This window comes from Propioniciclava flava (genome assembly GCF_004126535.1).
In the GTDB taxonomy this organism is placed as follows: Bacteria; Actinomycetota; Actinomycetes; order Propionibacteriales; family Propionibacteriaceae; genus Propioniciclava; species Propioniciclava flava.
Map to the genome: position 1 here is coordinate 120327 of NZ_PPCV01000004.1, position 16379 is coordinate 136705.

17 protein-coding genes are annotated in these 16379 nt (G+C 66.8%); 9 read left to right on the top strand and 8 right to left on the bottom strand.

Annotation, left to right across the window (positions count from 1 at the left end):
* From C1706_RS07050 to C1706_RS07075, 6 genes are all read right to left on the bottom strand, one after another.
* Positions 1 to 765 (bottom strand): DUF4191 domain-containing protein, encoded by a 765-nt coding sequence (locus C1706_RS07050; protein ID WP_129458527.1) that lies wholly within the window; start codon positions 763 to 765, stop codon positions 1 to 3.
* Positions 758 to 1717 (bottom strand): lipoyl synthase, encoded by a 960-nt coding sequence (gene lipA, locus C1706_RS07055; protein ID WP_129458528.1) that lies wholly within the window; start codon positions 1715 to 1717, stop codon positions 758 to 760. The genes C1706_RS07050 and lipA overlap by 8 nt, the downstream gene beginning before the upstream one ends.
* 31 nt (positions 1718 to 1748) lie before the next feature.
* The gene (locus C1706_RS07060; RefSeq protein ID WP_129458530.1) at positions 1749 to 3950 is read right to left on the bottom strand and encodes a 6-phosphofructokinase; all 2202 of its coding nucleotides are present in this window, start codon (positions 3948 to 3950) and stop codon (positions 1749 to 1751) included.
* Between the two features lie 5 nt (positions 3951 to 3955).
* Positions 3956 to 4657: a lipoyl(octanoyl) transferase LipB gene (lipB, locus tag C1706_RS07065; RefSeq protein ID WP_241653473.1), complete on the bottom strand. Its 702-nt coding sequence runs from the start codon at positions 4655 to 4657 to the stop codon at positions 3956 to 3958.
* A 167-nt stretch (positions 4658 to 4824) separates the two neighbouring features.
* Complete coding sequence (sucB, locus tag C1706_RS07070; RefSeq protein ID WP_129458531.1) at positions 4825 to 6555, bottom strand: 2-oxoglutarate dehydrogenase, E2 component, dihydrolipoamide succinyltransferase; 1731 nt, start codon at positions 6553 to 6555, stop codon at positions 4825 to 4827.
* Positions 6556 to 6651: 96 nt separating this feature from the next.
* The gene (locus C1706_RS07075) at positions 6652 to 8151 is read right to left on the bottom strand and encodes a leucyl aminopeptidase (protein ID WP_129458532.1); all 1500 of its coding nucleotides are present in this window, start codon (positions 8149 to 8151) and stop codon (positions 6652 to 6654) included.
* A 147-nt stretch (positions 8152 to 8298) separates the two neighbouring features.
* Here C1706_RS07075 and gcvT point away from each other — a divergent pair, with 147 nt between their 5' ends.
* Both gcvT and C1706_RS07085 read left to right on the top strand, forming a co-directional pair.
* Positions 8299 to 9396 carry a glycine cleavage system aminomethyltransferase GcvT gene (gene gcvT, locus C1706_RS07080; protein WP_129458534.1) on the top strand — a complete coding sequence of 366 codons (1098 nt, stop codon included), beginning with the start codon at positions 8299 to 8301 and terminating at the stop codon, positions 9394 to 9396.
* Positions 9393 to 9710 (top strand): hypothetical protein, encoded by a 318-nt coding sequence (locus C1706_RS07085; protein ID WP_129458535.1) that lies wholly within the window; start codon positions 9393 to 9395, stop codon positions 9708 to 9710. Before gcvT ends, C1706_RS07085 begins: the two co-directional genes overlap by 4 nt.
* Here the strand turns inward: C1706_RS07085 and C1706_RS07090 are convergent.
* Entirely contained in the window at positions 9655 to 9855 is a 201-nt protein-coding gene (locus C1706_RS07090) for a hypothetical protein (RefSeq protein WP_129458537.1), read from the bottom strand. The genes C1706_RS07085 and C1706_RS07090 overlap by 56 nt on opposite strands.
* A complete protein-coding gene (locus tag C1706_RS07095) occupies positions 9855 to 10406 on the bottom strand; it encodes a DUF3043 domain-containing protein (protein ID WP_164987471.1) in 552 nt (183 codons plus the stop codon). The genes C1706_RS07090 and C1706_RS07095 overlap by 1 nt, the downstream gene beginning before the upstream one ends.
* A gap of 143 nt (positions 10407 to 10549) precedes the next feature.
* Between C1706_RS07095 and C1706_RS07100 the strand changes: the two genes are divergently transcribed.
* The 7 genes from C1706_RS07100 (at position 10550) to ctaF (ending at position 16294) form a co-directional block, all read left to right on the top strand.
* The gene (locus C1706_RS07100; RefSeq protein ID WP_129458541.1) at positions 10550 to 11386 is read left to right on the top strand and encodes a PspA/IM30 family protein; all 837 of its coding nucleotides are present in this window, start codon (positions 10550 to 10552) and stop codon (positions 11384 to 11386) included.
* Positions 11387 to 11390: 4 nt separating this feature from the next.
* Positions 11391 to 11678, top strand: a complete 288-nt coding sequence (pspAA, locus tag C1706_RS07105) for a PspA-associated protein PspAA (RefSeq protein WP_129458543.1) — start codon at positions 11391 to 11393, stop codon at positions 11676 to 11678.
* Positions 11678 to 12667, top strand: a complete 990-nt coding sequence (locus C1706_RS07110) for a glycerate kinase (protein ID WP_129458544.1) — start codon at positions 11678 to 11680, stop codon at positions 12665 to 12667. Before pspAA ends, C1706_RS07110 begins: the two co-directional genes overlap by 1 nt.
* Before the next feature lie 128 nt (positions 12668 to 12795).
* On the top strand, positions 12796 to 13152 hold the full coding sequence (locus tag C1706_RS07115; RefSeq protein ID WP_129458545.1) for a HesB/IscA family protein: 357 nt from the start codon (positions 12796 to 12798) through the stop codon (positions 13150 to 13152).
* Between the two features lie 175 nt (positions 13153 to 13327).
* Positions 13328 to 14173 carry an aa3-type cytochrome oxidase subunit II gene (ctaC, locus tag C1706_RS07120; RefSeq protein WP_431830691.1) on the top strand — a complete coding sequence of 282 codons (846 nt, stop codon included), beginning with the start codon at positions 13328 to 13330 and terminating at the stop codon, positions 14171 to 14173.
* Between the two features lie 4 nt (positions 14174 to 14177).
* Complete coding sequence (ctaD, locus tag C1706_RS07125) at positions 14178 to 15887, top strand: aa3-type cytochrome oxidase subunit I (RefSeq protein ID WP_129458546.1); 1710 nt, start codon at positions 14178 to 14180, stop codon at positions 15885 to 15887.
* The gene (gene ctaF / locus C1706_RS07130; RefSeq protein ID WP_129458547.1) at positions 15884 to 16294 is read left to right on the top strand and encodes a cytochrome c oxidase subunit 4; all 411 of its coding nucleotides are present in this window, start codon (positions 15884 to 15886) and stop codon (positions 16292 to 16294) included. The genes ctaD and ctaF overlap by 4 nt, the downstream gene beginning before the upstream one ends.
* Positions 16295 to 16379 lie beyond the last annotated feature (85 nt).

A 16379-nucleotide genomic window follows, 5' to 3' on the forward strand; every position in this document is an offset into this window, starting at 1 on the left:
TCAGCGTCCGCGCATCGCGCGATTGAGGCCCTTCGGGGTCGGCATGGGGCCCTTAGGCAGCGGGGCGCGGGGACGCACCGCGTCCAGTGCACGCAGGCGCTGCTTCAGTTCGGTGATCTGGTGCGTCTGGAGGGCCTTCGGCATCTTCTCGATGTGCTTTTGCAGGTCACCCAGCTTGATCTGGTTCGCCCCATCGCCCACCATCACGGTGACGACCGGCGTCCCGAAGGAGACCTGTTCGTGCTTCTTGGCGTCGCTGGCCAGCATCTGACGCACCCGGCCCGGGCTTCCCTCACCGATCAGCACGATGCCCATCGGGCCGACAACACGATGAACCAAGTCCATCTGACGGTCGGCGTTGATGCCCATGTCGTAGCTGTACTTCTTGTTGTTCAGCAGTTGCAGCGCGACCTCAGCGGAACCGGGTTGGCCCTCGTAACGCTTGATGGTGGCCGTGCGCACCCGACGGGTCAAGACGAACAGCGCACCCAAGAATCCGGCCATGAGGGCAAGAAGGATGTAGGACCACCACGGCCAGCCCAAGAGCAGCCCCGCGACGATGATCACGGCAGCGGTACCCAGCCCGACGCCCAGCATCCACCAGGTGACGGCCGGATCGACTTCGGCGGTGCGCTTGTAGGCCTCCACGACCTGCTTCACGCGCCCCCAGTCGCGGGGATCGTCGCTGTTCTTCTTGCGCAGTTTCTCGGCCTTGGCGGCCGCCTTCTGCTCCGCGGCGAGTTGTTTCGCCTTCTCGCTAGCCATGCTGATTCACTTTCACGTTCGTTCGGGACGCCTTCTTGCGGGCTTCGATCGCCTGCCGGTAGAGCCGGCCCGCGCGATACGACGAGCGGACGAGCGGCCCCGAAAGCACTCCCGCATATCCTAGGGCTTTCGCCTCGTCTTCGAGTTCGGCGAACTCCTCCGGCGTCACCCAGCGGTCGATCGGGTGATGCAGGGCCGAGGGGCGCAGGTACTGCGTGATGGTGATGAGGTCGGTGCCGGCCTCGCGCAGGTCCACGAGTGCCTGGGTGATTTCCTCACGCGTCTCGCCCATGCCCAAGATCAGGTTCGACTTGGTGACCAGCCCGAACTGGCGGGCCTTGTCCAGCACCCCGAGGCTGCGGTCGTAGTCGAAGGCGGGGCGAATGCGCTTGAAGATGCGGGGGACCGTTTCGACGTTGTGCGCGAACACTTCGGGGCGCGACTCGAACACCGTCTGCAATGCGGAGTCGGCGCCCTTGAAGTCGTCCACCAGCAATTCCACCCCGGTGCCGGGGTTGAGTTCGCGGATCCGGCGGCAGGTCTCGGCGTACAGCCAGGACGCGCCGTCGGGCAGATCGTCGCGAGCGACGCCGGTCACGGTCGCATACTTCAGGCCCATCTCCTTGACCGATTCCGCGACGCGGCGGGGCTCCTCCTTGTCGTAGGAGGTGGGGCGACCGGTCGCGATCTGGCAGAAATCGCAGCGGCGCGTGCACTGATCGCCACCGATGAGGAACGTCGCCTCGCGGTCCTCCCAGCATTCAAAGATGTTGGGGCAACCCGCCTCCTGACACACCGTGTGCAGCCCACCATCGCGCACACGCTGCTGCATGTCGCGGTATTCCGGGCCCATCGTGGCGCGCGTCTTGATCCACGAGGGTTTGCGTTCGATCGGGGTCTGCGCGTTCTTGGCTTCGATCCGGAGGAGGCGGCGTGGTTGGGTGTCGGTCACAGGCTCATCCTAGACTTGCAGGTCAGCAGACTCAGGCGTCGGCGTCGCCGGGGCGTCGGCCCAGCGCTTCGAGGACCGGTTTGAGCACCAGCCACCATTGGTCGATCGGGCGGCGGGCATGCCAGTCGACCAGATCGTCAAGTTCCTTGACCGACCGCATCCCTTCGGGGGTCGCGAAAGTGTGCTGGGCGGAGTGGGTCTCGAACTGTGCCGACATCCAGTCGATGACCGACGCCGCAAAACGGACCCCGTTGATGCGGTCGAAAGGCGAGGGCACGCCGCCTTGCTGGACGTGCCCGAGCACGGCCCCGCGGACGCTGAACCCGCCTTGGCCCTCTGCCTCGAACATGCGGGTCAGCAGATCGGTGGTGTAGAACTCCGAGGCGTTCTCGTTGCGGATCGACAGCCAGAAGTTCTGCCCGCGGCCAAAAGCGCGCACCATCGCGTCCACATCGTGCTTGAGGTCAGCGATGGTGATGCCGTCCTCATTGAGGTACACGCGCTCGGCGCCCGCCGCGACACCCGTCGTCAGGGCCAAGAATCCGCACCGCCGACCCATCGTCTCCACCACGAAGGCCCGCTTGGATGCCGTCGCCGACTGCTTGATGCGGTCCACGGCCTGCACGTCGACGTTCAGGGCTGAATCAGCCCCCACCGCCATCTGCAGCCCCGGAAGGTTGTTGTCCAACGAGGCGGGCAACACGACAATCGGGATGCTCAGGGCAGGGAAACGCTTGCGTTCGGCGTTGATCCGGCTCAGCGCCCGGTAGGCCTGGAAGCCGCCGATGATGACGATGCCGTCAAGTTCGTGGGTCTCGATCGAGCGGGCGACCGCGTACAGATCGCCATCGCCGGGGATGCTGCGGCGCGTCCCGAGATTGGCCCCGGCAGCGGCTTCCCAGCCTTCGACATCTCCCCAGGTCAGGTCGCGAAGGTCGCCCTCGATCAGCCCGGGGAAGCCACCCTGGATGCCGACCATGTCGTGGCCCTGGTCGACCCCCAGGCGCACGACGGCACGTGCCGTCGGGTTCATGCCCGGGGCCAGGCCCCCGACGTTCATGACGCCGATGCGCTTGGCGGACGCCTCCCGAACCACGTTGGGTCGCGCTTCCGACAGCCGCTGGAACACGTGGGCCATCTGGACGAACGAGTGACCGCGCGCAGCCATGGCCTCCTCGTAGCGTCCCTCGGCGATCGAGGTGGCGACAGCCTTGGTGTCCTTGACGGCCTCCAGCAAGGACATGGCGTGCGGACGATTCGCACGGACGCCGATCACCTGGGGTTCGCGGTCACCGTAGAGGACCTCATCGACGGCGGCGCAGCCCACCATCGAGGCCATCCACCGGTCATAGGCGCTGGGGACGCCGCCGCGCTGCACGTGGCCCAAAATGGTGACGCGGGCGTCCTCACCCATCTCGTCGGCCAGCACCTTGCGGACGGCATCGGCGGTGATGGGGTTGCCCTCGCGGTCGGCGGCGCCCTCGGCGACCACCACGATGGAGGAGCGTCGTCCGGCATTGCGGGCGCGGCGCAGCACGGTGGCCATGTGCTCGTGCCAATCCGCTGCCGGGGGCCGCTCGGGGATGAACGCGTAGTCCGCACCGCCCGCAATCGCGCTCATCAAGGCCAGGTAGCCGCAATGGCGCCCCATGACCTCCACGACGAAGCTGCGCTGATGCGAGGCCGCCGTGGAGGCGATGGCGTCGATGGCTTCGGTGATGCGATGCAGTGCCGAATCCGTGCCGATGGTCATGTCGGTGCCGACCATGTCGTTGTCGATCGAGCCGACCAGCCCGGCGACACGCAACGTGGGGTGCTCGGCGGCGTCCTGGGCGGTGATCTGGCCCCAAGCCACCAAAGCGTCAATGTGGTCGGGCCATTCGTCCCGCAAGACGTCGGTGCCGGTGAGGGATCCGTCGCCTCCGATGACGACGAGACGATCGATCCCGGCGAGGATCAGGTTGAGGACGGCGGTCCGGCGTCCTTCAGGCGTCCGGAAGGCGGCACAGCGGGCCGTTCCGATGACGGTCCCGCCCTGGATCATGATGCCGCTGACGTCTTCCCACGACATCGGGCGGATGAAGCGCCCGCCGTCCACGGCGCCCTGCCAGCCCTCGTAGATGCCGTACACCTCGACACCGGCAGTGATGCCTGCACGGACGACGGCTCGCACCGCCGCATTCATACCGGGGGCGTCTCCGCCCGACGTCAAAACCCCGATGCGTACACTCACGCGGCTCAGACTAGGCCGCGCGACGTGAGCGTGAAGGCAAGTTGCCGTTCCAGTTGCGGTTCCAATGCTCTGGCAACCTCCACCAGGGGGAGCGCGGGGCCGCCCGTCTCGTCTTGGAGGCTTGTCACCCCAGCATCGCTGATGCCGCACGGGATGATGTTCCCGAAGGGACCAGTCGCCTGTGAGGTCACGTTGAGGGCAAACCCGTGCATCGTCGTCATCTTGGCGACGCGGACGCCGATGGCGCAGATCTTGCGCTCTGGCCGCTGGCCGTCAGCCGGCAGCCAGACGCCGGTGCGTCCGTCGACCCGAATGCCGTGGACGTCCCAGTGGTCGGCCAACGTGTCGATGACCGCCTGTTCGACGCGGCGGACGTACTCCAGGGGGCCGTACTTCCGGGTCAGGGTGATGATGGGGTAGCCGACGAGTTGCCCGGGGCCGTGATAGGTGATCTTCCCGCCCCGGTCGACGTCGACGACGGGTGTCCCGTCGCGGGGACGCTCCTCCGGCTGGGTGCGGTGACCGGCCGTGTAGACGCTCGGATGCTGCACGAACAGCACCTGAGGGCCGATCGTGCCCGCGACGACCTGGGCATGCACGTTGCGCTGCAGATCCCAGGTCTCTTGGTAGTCGCTGAGCCCGAGGTCGTCGCCGTCGAAGCCCAGATAGGTGAACGTGAATCCCTCGCGGGAGTCTTGAGGTGGCACGCAGCCATGCTACGCAGCCGAGGAGGCGAGCGCGGAGGCTGGTCGCATCCCGACCGGCCTAGCGTATGGGCAGGGCGGATGCGGATGCCCGCCGCGTGTCGATGTGGGTACGAGGAAGCGCGCGTGCCCGCCCCCGAGAGCGGGGACGGGCACGCGCGGTGAGTGAATCAGATGCCGAACTCGGCGCCGAAGTCGGCTTCTTCGAGGCGCGCCTTCACGAACGAGAGGAACCGGGCCGCGACCGCACCGTCAATGAGGCGGTGATCGTAGGTCAGCGAGAGGTACATCATGTCGCGAACGGCGATGACCTCGCCCAACGCCGGATCCTTGATCACCATCGGACGCTTGACCAGCGCGCCGGTCCCCAGGATCGCCGACTGGGGCTGGTTGATGATCGGTGTGTCGAACAGGGTGCCCGCCGAACCGTAGTTGGTGATGGTGAAGGTTCCACCGGTCAACTCGTCAGGGCCGACCTTGTTCGCACGGGTGCGTGCCGCCAGGTCGCCGATCTTCTTGGCCAGGCCGGTGACGTTGAGGTCGCCGGCGTCCTTGATGACGGGCACGAGCAGGCCACGGTCGGTGTCCACTGCGATGCCGAGGTGCTCGGCGGCCGGGTAGGTAATCGTGCCCGCCGTCGTGTCGATCTCGGCATTGATGACGGGGAACTGCTTGAGCCCCTCGACCGCAGCCAGCGAAATGAACGGCAGGTAGGACAGCGACGCGCCTTCACGAGCCTTGAAGGCGTCCTTTACCTTGGCGCGCAGCTTCGTGATGTTGGTCACGTCGATCTCGACCGTGGCCGTCAACTGCGCGGCGGTCTGCAGGGATTCGGTCATGCGCTTGGCGATGACTGCGCGCAGACGGTTGAGCTTCTCCGTGGTGCCGCGCTTGGCGGACGGCTCGACCTTGGGGGCGCTCTTCTGTGCGGGGGCGGACGCCGCGGCCGCGGGCGCCGCAGGGGCGGGAGCCGGGGCCTTGGCGGCCTCGGCCGCGTCGAGGATGTCCTGCTTGCGGATGCGTCCGCCGACGCCGGTTCCGGTCACTGAGCCCAGATCGACGCCGTTTTGCTGGGCGAGCTTGCGCACCAGGGGCGTGACGTAGCCGGATTCGGGAGCCTCGCTGGCGCGTCGCGGTGCGGCGGCGGGTGCCGGGGCCGCGTTAGCCGGAGCCGAGACGGACGCCGGTGCGGCGGCTGCTGCGGGGGCGGCCGGTGCGGCGGCTTGCGGTGCCGGAACCGCGGGCGTTGCTGGGGCTGCGGGAGTCGCCGGGGCGGCGGGTGCTGCCGGGGCGGCGGGTGCTGCGGAGTTGGGGTCGCCGATGATGGCCAAGACGGCGCCGACGTCGGCGGTCTCGTCTTCGGGGACGCGGATCTCGAGGATGGTGCCCGCGGCGGGGGAGGGAACCTCGGTGTCGACCTTGTCGGTGGAGACCTCGACGATGGGCTCGTCAACCTCGACGGTGTCGCCGACGGCCTTGAGCCAGCGGGAGATGGTGCCTTCGGTGACGGATTCGCCCAGGGCGGGGAGGGTGACCTCGACGCCGGTGGCGGCTGCTGCGGGGGCGGCCGGTGCGGCGGCTTGCGGTGCCGGAGCTGCCGGAGCTGCCGGAGCCGCAGCCTGTGGGGCCGGGGCAGCCTGCTGCGGTGCGGAGCCTGCTTCGCTGGGATCGCCAATCACGGCAAGGGTCGCGCCGACGTCAGCGGTCTCATCCTCAGGGACGAGGATCTCCAAGATGGTGCCGGCGACCGGGGAGGGAACCTCGGTGTCGACCTTGTCGGTGGAGACCTCCACGATGGGCTCGTCAACCTCGACGGTGTCACCGACTTGCTTCAACCATCGAGAGACCGTGCCTTCGGTGACGCTTTCACCCAGTGCGGGGAGGGGGACATTGGTCGGCATGCTCGCGGGCTCCTTCTTCGATGACTGGCCGTTTCCGTTGCCCACACTAGCCCTCCGACAAAGCTTTCACACTCTCGGTCGGGCCAGAGCAAGGGCTTAGGGGCGCTCCGCCTCGGCCAGGCTGCGTGCGAGGGCAACGAGAGTGCGAACGCCGCTGCCGGTCCCGCCCTTGGCGACATAGTCGTAGGCCGCGCCGCCGTTCCACGACGGCCCAGCGATGTCGAGGTGCGCCCAGCGGTCACCCTCGCGAACGAACTCTTGCAGGAAGGCGGCCGCGGTCAGGGCTCCGCCGTAGCGGGTCGTTCCGGAGGAGAGCAGATCGGCCACCTCGCTGCGCAGGTTCGTGCGGATGTGCTCGGGGATCGGCAACTGCCAAAAGTCCTCGCCGGAGGCCTCAGCAGCGTCCAGGACCGTGTCGGCGGTCTCGTCGTCAGAGGCCATCAGGCCAGCAACCCGGTCGCCCAAGGCGACCATGCAGGCGCCGGTCAGCGTCGCGATGTCGACGGTGAGGTCAGGATCGTCCTCGCCGGCCCGGACGAGAGCGTCCGCCATCACCAGGCGCCCCTCGGCGTCACTGTTGGCGTTCTCCACGGTGGTGCCGCCGTACATGGTGAGCACATCGGAGGGGCGGTACGCAGAGCCCGACGGCATGTTTTCGGCCATGGCGGCATAGGCGGTCACGCGGATCTTCAGCTTGAGTTCGGCGATGGCCGCCACGGCTGCGATGACGGCGGCGGCGCCCGCCATGTCGGTCTTCATCGTGATCATGCCGTCGGACGGCTTGAGGTTGAGCCCGCCCGTGTCGAACGTGATGCCCTTGCCGACCAGAGCCAGGTGCGTCCGGGCCCCGCGAGGCGCATAGCTGATGCGCACCAACCTCGGCGGGCGGGCCGAACCGCCACCGACAGCGAGGATGCCGCCGTAGCCGGCTCGCGCCAAAGCCTTCTCATCGAGCACCTCGACGTCCAGTTTGGCTGCCTTGGCCACCGAACGGGCTTCCTCGGCGAACGTCTCGGGGTACAGCACATTGGCGGGGGTGTTGACCCAGTCGCGGGCACGGACGACGGCGCGTGCGACCACCGCAGCACGCTCCACCTGAAGGGCGGCGTCGCGGGTGGGGGACACGATCACGAGCGAGCCGATCGTCGGTGCGGGGACGCTCGCGCCAGCCTTCACGTAGGCGTAGCTCCCCAGCAAAGCGCCTTCGGCCACCCCGCGGATGACATCGGGTTCCACGGCATCAAAGCTGACCGCCACCCGCTGGCTGGAGCCGGTAGCTGCCGCGGCACGCACGCCCGACCCGGCGGCACGGCGCACCTGCTCCGGAGTCACATCGACGCCGCCCAGGCCGGTCACCACAACGAGCGGGGAGCCCGGCAGCGTCACCGTGGCGCCCACCTTCGTGGATGCGCCGACCTGCTGGGCTGCCGACAACAGCGAACCCGCGTGGCGCTTGGCCCAGGCCTTCTCCAGTTCGTCACCGGCGCCGACCAGGACTGGTCCTCCGGATGCTTCCGCCACCCCGATCACCAGGGCGTCGACGTCCTTGGGTGTGGCAGTGGTGGTGGTGATGGTCGGTAGCGAAGCGTTCGTCACGGGTGTGTCATCCCTCCGGTCGTGGCTCAGTCAGCCAGCCTACCCACGCCACGCCCTGGGAGGGAGCCGGGAGAGGCCCATCCATGAGGGGAGAGCGACGATCTCGTCTGCCCCAACGGCGAGGTGCCCCTGGGGTAGGTTGAGCGCATGGCCGAGCTCAAGACATCGCCTGTCCACGCACGTCATGAGGCCCTGGGGGCGAAGTTCGCGGAGTTCAGCGGCTGGTTGATGCCGCTGCAATACACCTCTGTGGTCGCTGAACACACCGCCGTGAGGACCACTGCTGGCCTCTTCGACGTCAGCCATCTGGGGAATGCGAGCGTCCGTGGGCCCGGGTCGCGCGCCTTCCTCAACGCCTGCCTGACCAATGACCTGGACCGCATCGGCGCGGGACAGGCGCAGTACACGCTGTGTTGCTCCGACGACGGAGGGGTCGTCGACGACCTGATCCAATACGTCGTCTCCGATGAGGAGGTGCGGCTCATCCCGAACGCGGCCAATACGGCTGCTGTCGTTGCGCTGCTCAGCGCGGCGGCGCCCCCGCAGATCGCCGTGACGGACGAGCATGAGGAGCACGCGATCTTCGCCCTGCAAGGGCCACTCAGTGACGCAATCCTGGCGTCGATGGGTGTGGAGCCCGCCTTGGAGTACCTCCAGTTCCGCCCCGCTGAGATCGCTGGCGTCGCGGCGACATTGTGCCGCACGGGATACACCGGCGAACTCGGATACGAGGTGGTCTGTCCCTGGGAGGAGGCGCCCGTTGTCTGGGACGCCTTGATGGTGGCAGGGGAGCCGTTTGGCATGCTGCCCGCAGGCTTGGGCGCCCGCGACACGCTGCGCACGGAGATGGGTTACGCCTTGCACGGGCATGAACTCTCCGCCGAGATCACCCCGGTCATGGCTGGGCTCGGGTGGGCGATCGGCTGGGACAAGCCGACGTTTTGGGGCGCGGAGGCGCTGCGCAAGCAGCGAGCCGAGGGGCCGACGCGCCGATCGCGCGCCATCAAGGCCCAGGGTCGAGGAATCCCGCGGCCGGGCATGGAATGCGTCGCGCCGGACGGAACGGTCGTGGGAGTCGTCACGTCGGGGACGTTCAGCCCCACCTTGCAGACCGGCATCGGTTTGGCACTGCTCGACCCGAGCTTCACGCCGGGTACTCAGGTGGGGGTGCAGGTGCGTTCTCGCGTCGAACCGTTCAGCGTGGAGAAGGCGCCGTTGGTCCATCCGAACGTGCGAGCCCAGTGACGCGCCGGTTCTGGGCGCATGTGGCGCTGGCGACCATCGGAGCAGCGGCGCTGCTGTGGGCGCTGACGCTCGCCGCCGCCCCCACCATCACGTGCCGAGACGTGGTCATGGCTCCCGGTGACGTGTGCGTCAACGCCCAAGGCAGCAGGCAGCAAACCTATGCGGAGCGCTTCGAAGCGGCCCAGCAGGCGCGTCCGCTGATCGGCGGCGTCGGAGCCCTCGTCGCGGGCTTCGGGGTGGCGTTGGCGATCGTCGAGGTCAGGCGTGCAGGCTCATCGGGCCGTACACGACCTGCCCATCCTGCAGCAGAGTGACCTCGTCGAGTCCGGCGTCCTCAAGCAGGTCATAGTTCTCCGTGAGCCACGCTTCGGCGTCGGCCTGTGAGGGAAATCCCTGCCCTAGCCCCGTCGAGGCGGCGAGGGCGTCGTCGGCCTGCGGCGAGGACCAGGACCAGGACATCAGAAGGACTCGCCGCGCTTGATCACCGGCGGGGGCTGACGCCAGCGACGGAAGGACATCTGCCGGTTGAAGCCATACATCAGCATCCCCCGCAGCGGCGCCTCCGGGATGCGCTGTGCGGCCAGGATCTTGAACCGGCGCCACATCAAGAAGGCATCCAGGATGATGACGGCGATGAAAGCCCAGGTGAGGTAGAGCAGCCACTGGATGTACGGGGTCAGCGGGGGAATGAACGCGAGTGCCATGACTCCCAGGAGCACGGGCATCGCGATCTCGGCCGGGTTGAACCGGGAATCGATCAGGTTGCGCATCAGGACGCGGCCCGGTTGATCCTCTTGCCTGGCGAGGTCCCGTTGTCGGGATGCGTAGTTGGCCTCGCGATCCCGACGCCGGGCCTCCTTGGGGGACAAGCTGGGGTTGACGCGCTGACGACGCGCAGCCTCGGCCTCGCGCCGCGACGGCGTCGGCACGTTCTTCTTGGCTTGCGGGTCGCGGGGCGCGGCGACCGGCTCCGGCGCGGGAGCCGACTCCGACTTCTTGAACAGGGCCACGTGGATCAGGTCCTTCTTGTGCGATGGCGAACGCGCGTCAGTCTAGATCAGGGGAAGGCCGGGGGAAGACGCCCTCGCTAGGAGCGGCCCTCCGGCTAGGCTGTGAGCGCTGCACGCCCCACGGAAGGACCCGAAGGAAGACCATGGCCGGCTTGTTCGAACGACTCAGGATCATCTTCAACGCCAAGGCCGATAAGGCCCTGGACAAGTGGGAGGATCCTCGCGAAACCCTCGACTACTCCTACCAGCGCCAGCTTGAGCTGCTCCAGAAGGTGCGTCGCGGCGTTGCCGACGTGGCCACCAGCCGCAAGCGCGTGGAACTCCAGGCCAATCAGCTCGACTCTGAGATGAAGAAGCTCGCCCTGTCGGCGCAGCGGGCGCTTGAAGTGAACCGCGAGGACCTGGCCCGTGAGGCGCTGACACGCAAGTCGGGTCTGCAGGGGCAACTCGATGATCTGATGCAGCAACACGCGCAACTGCAGGGGGAGGAAGAAAAGCTCGTCCGCGCGAGCACACGCCTGCAAGCGAAGGTGGACGCGTTCCGCACCCGCAAGGAGACCATCAAGGCCACCTACTCGGCTGCCGAGGCGCAGACGCGGATCAACGAGGCCTTCACCGGGATCAGCGAGGAGATGGGCGATGTCGGGATGGCCATCCAGCGGGCCGAGGACAAGACGGCTCAGATGCAGGCGCGCGCGGGTGCCATCGACGAGCTGCTCGCCTCCGGGGCGCTGGACGATCCCACGAACACCTACAAGGACGACATCACCCGCGAACTGGACTCGCTGGCCTCCTCGTCGCAGGTCGAGAACGAGCTGGCCGAGCTGAAGGCGTCCTTGGGCGCACTGCCCTCCGGGACCCCGTCTGTGGCACCTCAGGTCGGAGCCGGCGCGCCCCGGGTAACTGAGGCGACCGTCACCGAGGTCGCCGAGATCGAGTCGAACGGCGGGCCTTCGGCGGCTCCCGGCTCGCAAGGGTGACGCCATGATCGTCCGCATCCTGGGCGAGGGGCAGTACCGGCTCGACGATGCCGAGCTGGTGATCATCAATGCCTTGGACGATGACGTCGAGGCCGCGCTGGCCGACGGGGATCCTGCGTGGGTTCACCGGGCCATGTCGCGGCTGCTGGCCGAAGTGCGTGAGCAGGGGACCCTCCTGGATGACGACTTGCTGATCGATTCCGATGTCATCCTCCCCGAGGCAGACACTGCGCCCGAGCAACTGCGTGAGTGGATTGGCGACAGCCACGGTGCTGGGGGGTTGCTTCCCTAGTGCGTCTGCTGATCTGCACCGATCGCATCGGGGCCCTCGCGTCTGTGGACGCGGGGGCCGCCTTGGGTCGCGCCTTCGTCGCCGCGAAGCCGGAGGCTCAGGTGGCGGTTGTGCCGATGGCCGCGGCCGGGGCGGATCTCCAACAGGCGCTGGCAGAGTTGGGCGACGACGCAGTAGTGGTGAGCGCCCCCACCGACGGGGCGGTCCCCGAGCCAGGCATCGACCTGCACGCGTCCACGTTTGAGCTCGGGGTGCGGTTGGCTGACGCCTTGGCTCAGCACCCCAGGCGGGTCGTGGTCGACGTGACTGGGGTGCGGGCGCATGACGGTGGGGCTGGGCTGCTCGCCGCGTTGGGTGCGACCGCCGATGTTCCCCTGAACAAGGGGGTCGGCGCCCTCGCGGGGCTCACGAACCTCGACGTCAGCGCGGCGCGCGCGGCCGTCGGTGACACTGAACTCGTGGCGGTCATTGACCCCGCTCAGCTGGGCGATCTCCTGCTTGGTTTGCGCGGGTTGACCGCGCGTCGAGGGCACGCGACCGGAACCGATCCCGCCATCATGCTCGCCACGGACGCCTCCCTCGGTGCTCTGGCGGGTGCGCTGGGTGTGCAAGACGCCCCAGGTATGGGGGCCGCCGGCGGCTCGCTGGTGGCGCTCAACGCCGTGGGTGCGTGGCTCACCAGCGGCCCGGCGTTGTGTGCGGCGGTTGCCGGGTTAGAGAAGACCGCCGCCCTGGCCGACGTCATCGTGACCGGCGGCGACCACCTCGACTTCGTACGCCGCGGCGGACCAGTGGTGGGGGAGGTCATCTCGCTCGCGGAACGGACACTGCGCCCCTGCGTGGCGGTGGCAAGGAGCGTGGAGGTCTCGTCTCGCGAGTTGCGGACCTTCGGCGTGGAGATCGCCTACACGCTGGGCGGCGGCCCCGAACTGGGAGGCGATGAACTCTCGGCCCGGGCCGCCGGAATGGCCAACAGTTGGACGTGGTGATCGCTGGTTGGGCCGAAACGGTCGCGCTTCGCCCTGCGCCGAGCGTGACCTAGACTGTTCGAAGCAGCGTTGCTGCGGCCACAATCCCTACCGGGGCCGCGGTCCATCGAGCACGAAGGAACACCCACATGAGCGTTGATCAGCAGCCGGAGGTCCAGACCGACGGCATCATCTTGACCGAGGTCGCGGCCCGCAAGGTGTCCGACTTGGCGGCAAGCGAGGGCGAAGAAGGTCTCTCGCTGCGCATCTCCGTGGCGCCCGGCGGGTGCTCGGGTCTGCGCTACCAGTTGGCGCTGGACGATCGTGAACTCGAAGGCGACATTGAGAAGGAGTGGTACGGCGTCAAGGTCGTCACCGACCGGATGAGCGCCCCCTACCTCCTCGGCGCGACGATTGATTTCGTCGACACGATTCAGCAGCAGGGCTTCACGATCGACAATCCCAATGCGGGCGGCTCGTGCGCTTGTGGAGATAGCTTCCACTGATTCCGCACGTCCGTGACGCAGGTCACGATCGGGACACAAGTGTCCCGGACTCGGGCATCCGGTCGCCTCTCAGGAGGCGGTTGGATGCCCGTTTGGGTTAGTGTTCCTACGTGCATCGACAGCTCCGCCGACCGTGTGCACGCGGAACGGCAGATGAACAAGGGAAGGGTGTGACGTGGCTCTGATTCGAACTCGTTCGGTTCGCCGGGCCGTCGCCGCTGTGGTCGCCGTCGGTAGCGCAGTAGCGCTGAGTGGCTGCTCCCAGGCGACGGTGGAACAGTGGACGCGATGGGGTCTTCCCGAGGCCGCCAGTGACCGAGCTCCCTTCATCGGGAATCTCTGGTCCGGCGCGTGGATCGCATCAATGATCATCGGTGTCCTGGTCTGGGGCCTGATCGTGTACGCCATCATCAAGTTCCGTCGCAAGAGTCACGATGAGACTCCCAAGCAGACGCAGTACCACGTCCCGATGGAAGTGCTCTACACGCTGGTGCCCTTCTTGATCATCGGCGTGCTGTTCTTTTTCACGGTTCAGGCGCAAAACGGTGTGCTCGCCAAAACTGAGGCTGAGAACCCGCATCAAATCGACGTCATTGGGCAAAAGTGGTCGTGGAGCTTCAACTACCGTGAGGCGGCCAATCCCGCTGTGGGCAGCGATGCGCACACCGTAGGCACCATCGAGTCCATTCCGACGTTGTACCTGCCGCTGAACAAGCCGGTCCGGTTCAACCTTCAGTCGGCCGACGTCATTCACTCGTTCTGGGTTCCTGACTTCTACTTCAAACTGGACGTCATCCCCGGCCACCCCAACAGTTTCGACGTGACCCCCACCAAGCCGGGCGATTTCCTGGGCAAGTGCGCCGAACTGTGCGGCACCTACCACGCTCAAATGGTGTTCAACGTGAAGGTGCTTCCCGAGGCCGAGTACAACGCGGCGATCAAGGAACTGGCGGCGTCGGGCCAAACCGGCGACCTGGTCGCCCCGTCCTTCCCCACCACCGGACCGAAGAAGGAGGGCTGAGGCCATGACCACCGCCGCACGGGTGGAGTCGGGTGTCACGGTCGCACAACCGTCGCGCCGGCTCGGTAAGGGAGCTCTCGCCTGGTCATGGATGACCAGCACCGATCACAAGGTCATCGCCAAGCTGTACCTGTGGACTGCATTGGCCTTCTTCGCCTTCGGCGGCCTGCTGGCGCTGGCAATTCGCGCCGAGTTGGCCTTCCCCGGTCTGCAGTACCTCAGCTACGAGACCTTCAACCAGTTCTTCACGATGCACGGCACGATCATGCTGCTGATGTTCGCGACGCCGATGTTCGCCGCATTCGCCAACGCGATCACTCCGCTGCATATCGGGGCGCCCGACGTGGCTTTCCCGCGCTTGAACATGTTCAGCTACTGGCTGTACCTGTTTGGGTCGCTGGTCGCGTGCGCTGGCTTCCTGAGCCCGGATGGGGCCGCGTCGTTTGGCTGGTTCGCCTACGTCCCGCTCTCGGATGCCATCAACAGCCCTGGTGCTGGCGGCAACCTGTGGCTGGTCGGTCTCTACATGCTGGGGCTCAGCTCGATCCTGGGCGCGGTGAACTTCATCACGACGATCGTGACGATGCGCGCACCGGGCATGACCATGTTCCGCATGTCGATGTTCACCTGGAACATCCTGGTCACCTCGATCCTGATCCTGGTGGTCTTCCCGGTTCTGGCAGCAGGCCTGCTCGTGCTGCTGAGCGATCGCGTGCTGGGCACGCACATTCTCGACGCAGCGACCGGTGGTGCCATCTTGTGGCAGCACTTGTTCTGGTTCTTCGGTCACCCCGAGGTCTACGTGCTTGCCCTGCCGTTCTTCGGCATCGTGACCGAGGTCATCCCCGTCTTCAGCCGTAAGCCGGTGTTTGGTTACATCGGCCTGGTCGCGGCCACCTTGTCGATCGGCGCGCTGTCGATTTCGGTGTGGGCCCACCACATGTTCGTCACCGGCGCGGTGAACCTGCCGTTCTTCTCGTTCATGACCTTCATGATCGCCGTGCCGACCGGTGTGAAATTCTTCAACTGGATCGGCACCATGTGGAATGGATCCATCCGCATGGAAAGCCCGATGCTGTTTGCCATCGGCTTCCTCACCACGTTCCTGTTCGGCGGCCTCACCGGCGTCATCCTCGCCTCTCCGCCCCTGGACTTCCAGGTGTCTGACACTTACTTCGTGGTCGCGCACTTCCACTACGTGCTCTTCGGCACGGTGGTGTTCTCGATGTTTGCGGGCTTCTACTTCTGGTGGCCAAAGTGGTACGGCTACAAGCTGGACGAGAAGCTCGCCGTCCTGCACTTCTGGCTGATCTTCCTCGGCTTCCACATGACGTTCCTTGTGCAGCACTGGTTGGGTGTTGAGGGGATGCAGCGGCGTATCGCGGACTACCTGCCCCAGGAAGGTTTTACCTTCCTGAACCAGGTGTCGACGGTCGGCGCGTTCCTCTTAGGCGTCTCGATGCTGCCGTTCATCTGGAACGTCTACAAGAGCCACAAGTCCGCGCCGCGGATCACCGTGGATGATCCCTGGGGCTGGGGGCGCTCGCTGGAATGGGCGACCTCGTGCCCGCCGCCACGCCACAACTTCACGTCGCTGCCGCGAATCCGTAGCGAGGCTCCCGCCTTCGATCTCCACTATCCGGAGATCTCCGGGCGCGGCTCCGTGGCGACGTCCGAGGCCAAGCCTGCGCTCGAGGAGGACACTGACCGATGAAGACCGAATCCAAGATCTTCTTGTTCCTCATCATCTTCTTCGCGGTGGTGACCCCCTCGTATGCCTACGTGACATGGCAGATGGGTCACTTCGAGGTTATCGGGACGACCGTGTTCGCGCTGACCTTGCTGTTCTGCCTCATGATCTGGGGCCTGCTGGTCATCACGGGCCGCACGGTCGGGATGCGTCCCGAGGATCGCAAGGACGGCGAGATCGTCGAGAACGCTGGCGCGCTCGGCTTCTTTCCCCCCAGCAGCATCGTCCCCTTCTGGTCTGCACTGGCCATCACGGTGATCCTGCTGGGCGTCGTCTATGGGTGGTGGCTCAGCCTCGTGGGTGTCGCTTTGGGCATCTGGGGTGCCTGCGGCTGGGCGTACGAGTTCTACACCGGCGACTACAAGCACTGAGCGCCTCGCAGACGGCCCCGGAACCCTCACGAAGGGTCCGGGGCCGTCTGCTCTGTATCGACCTTGAGGCGGACACACGCAGGGC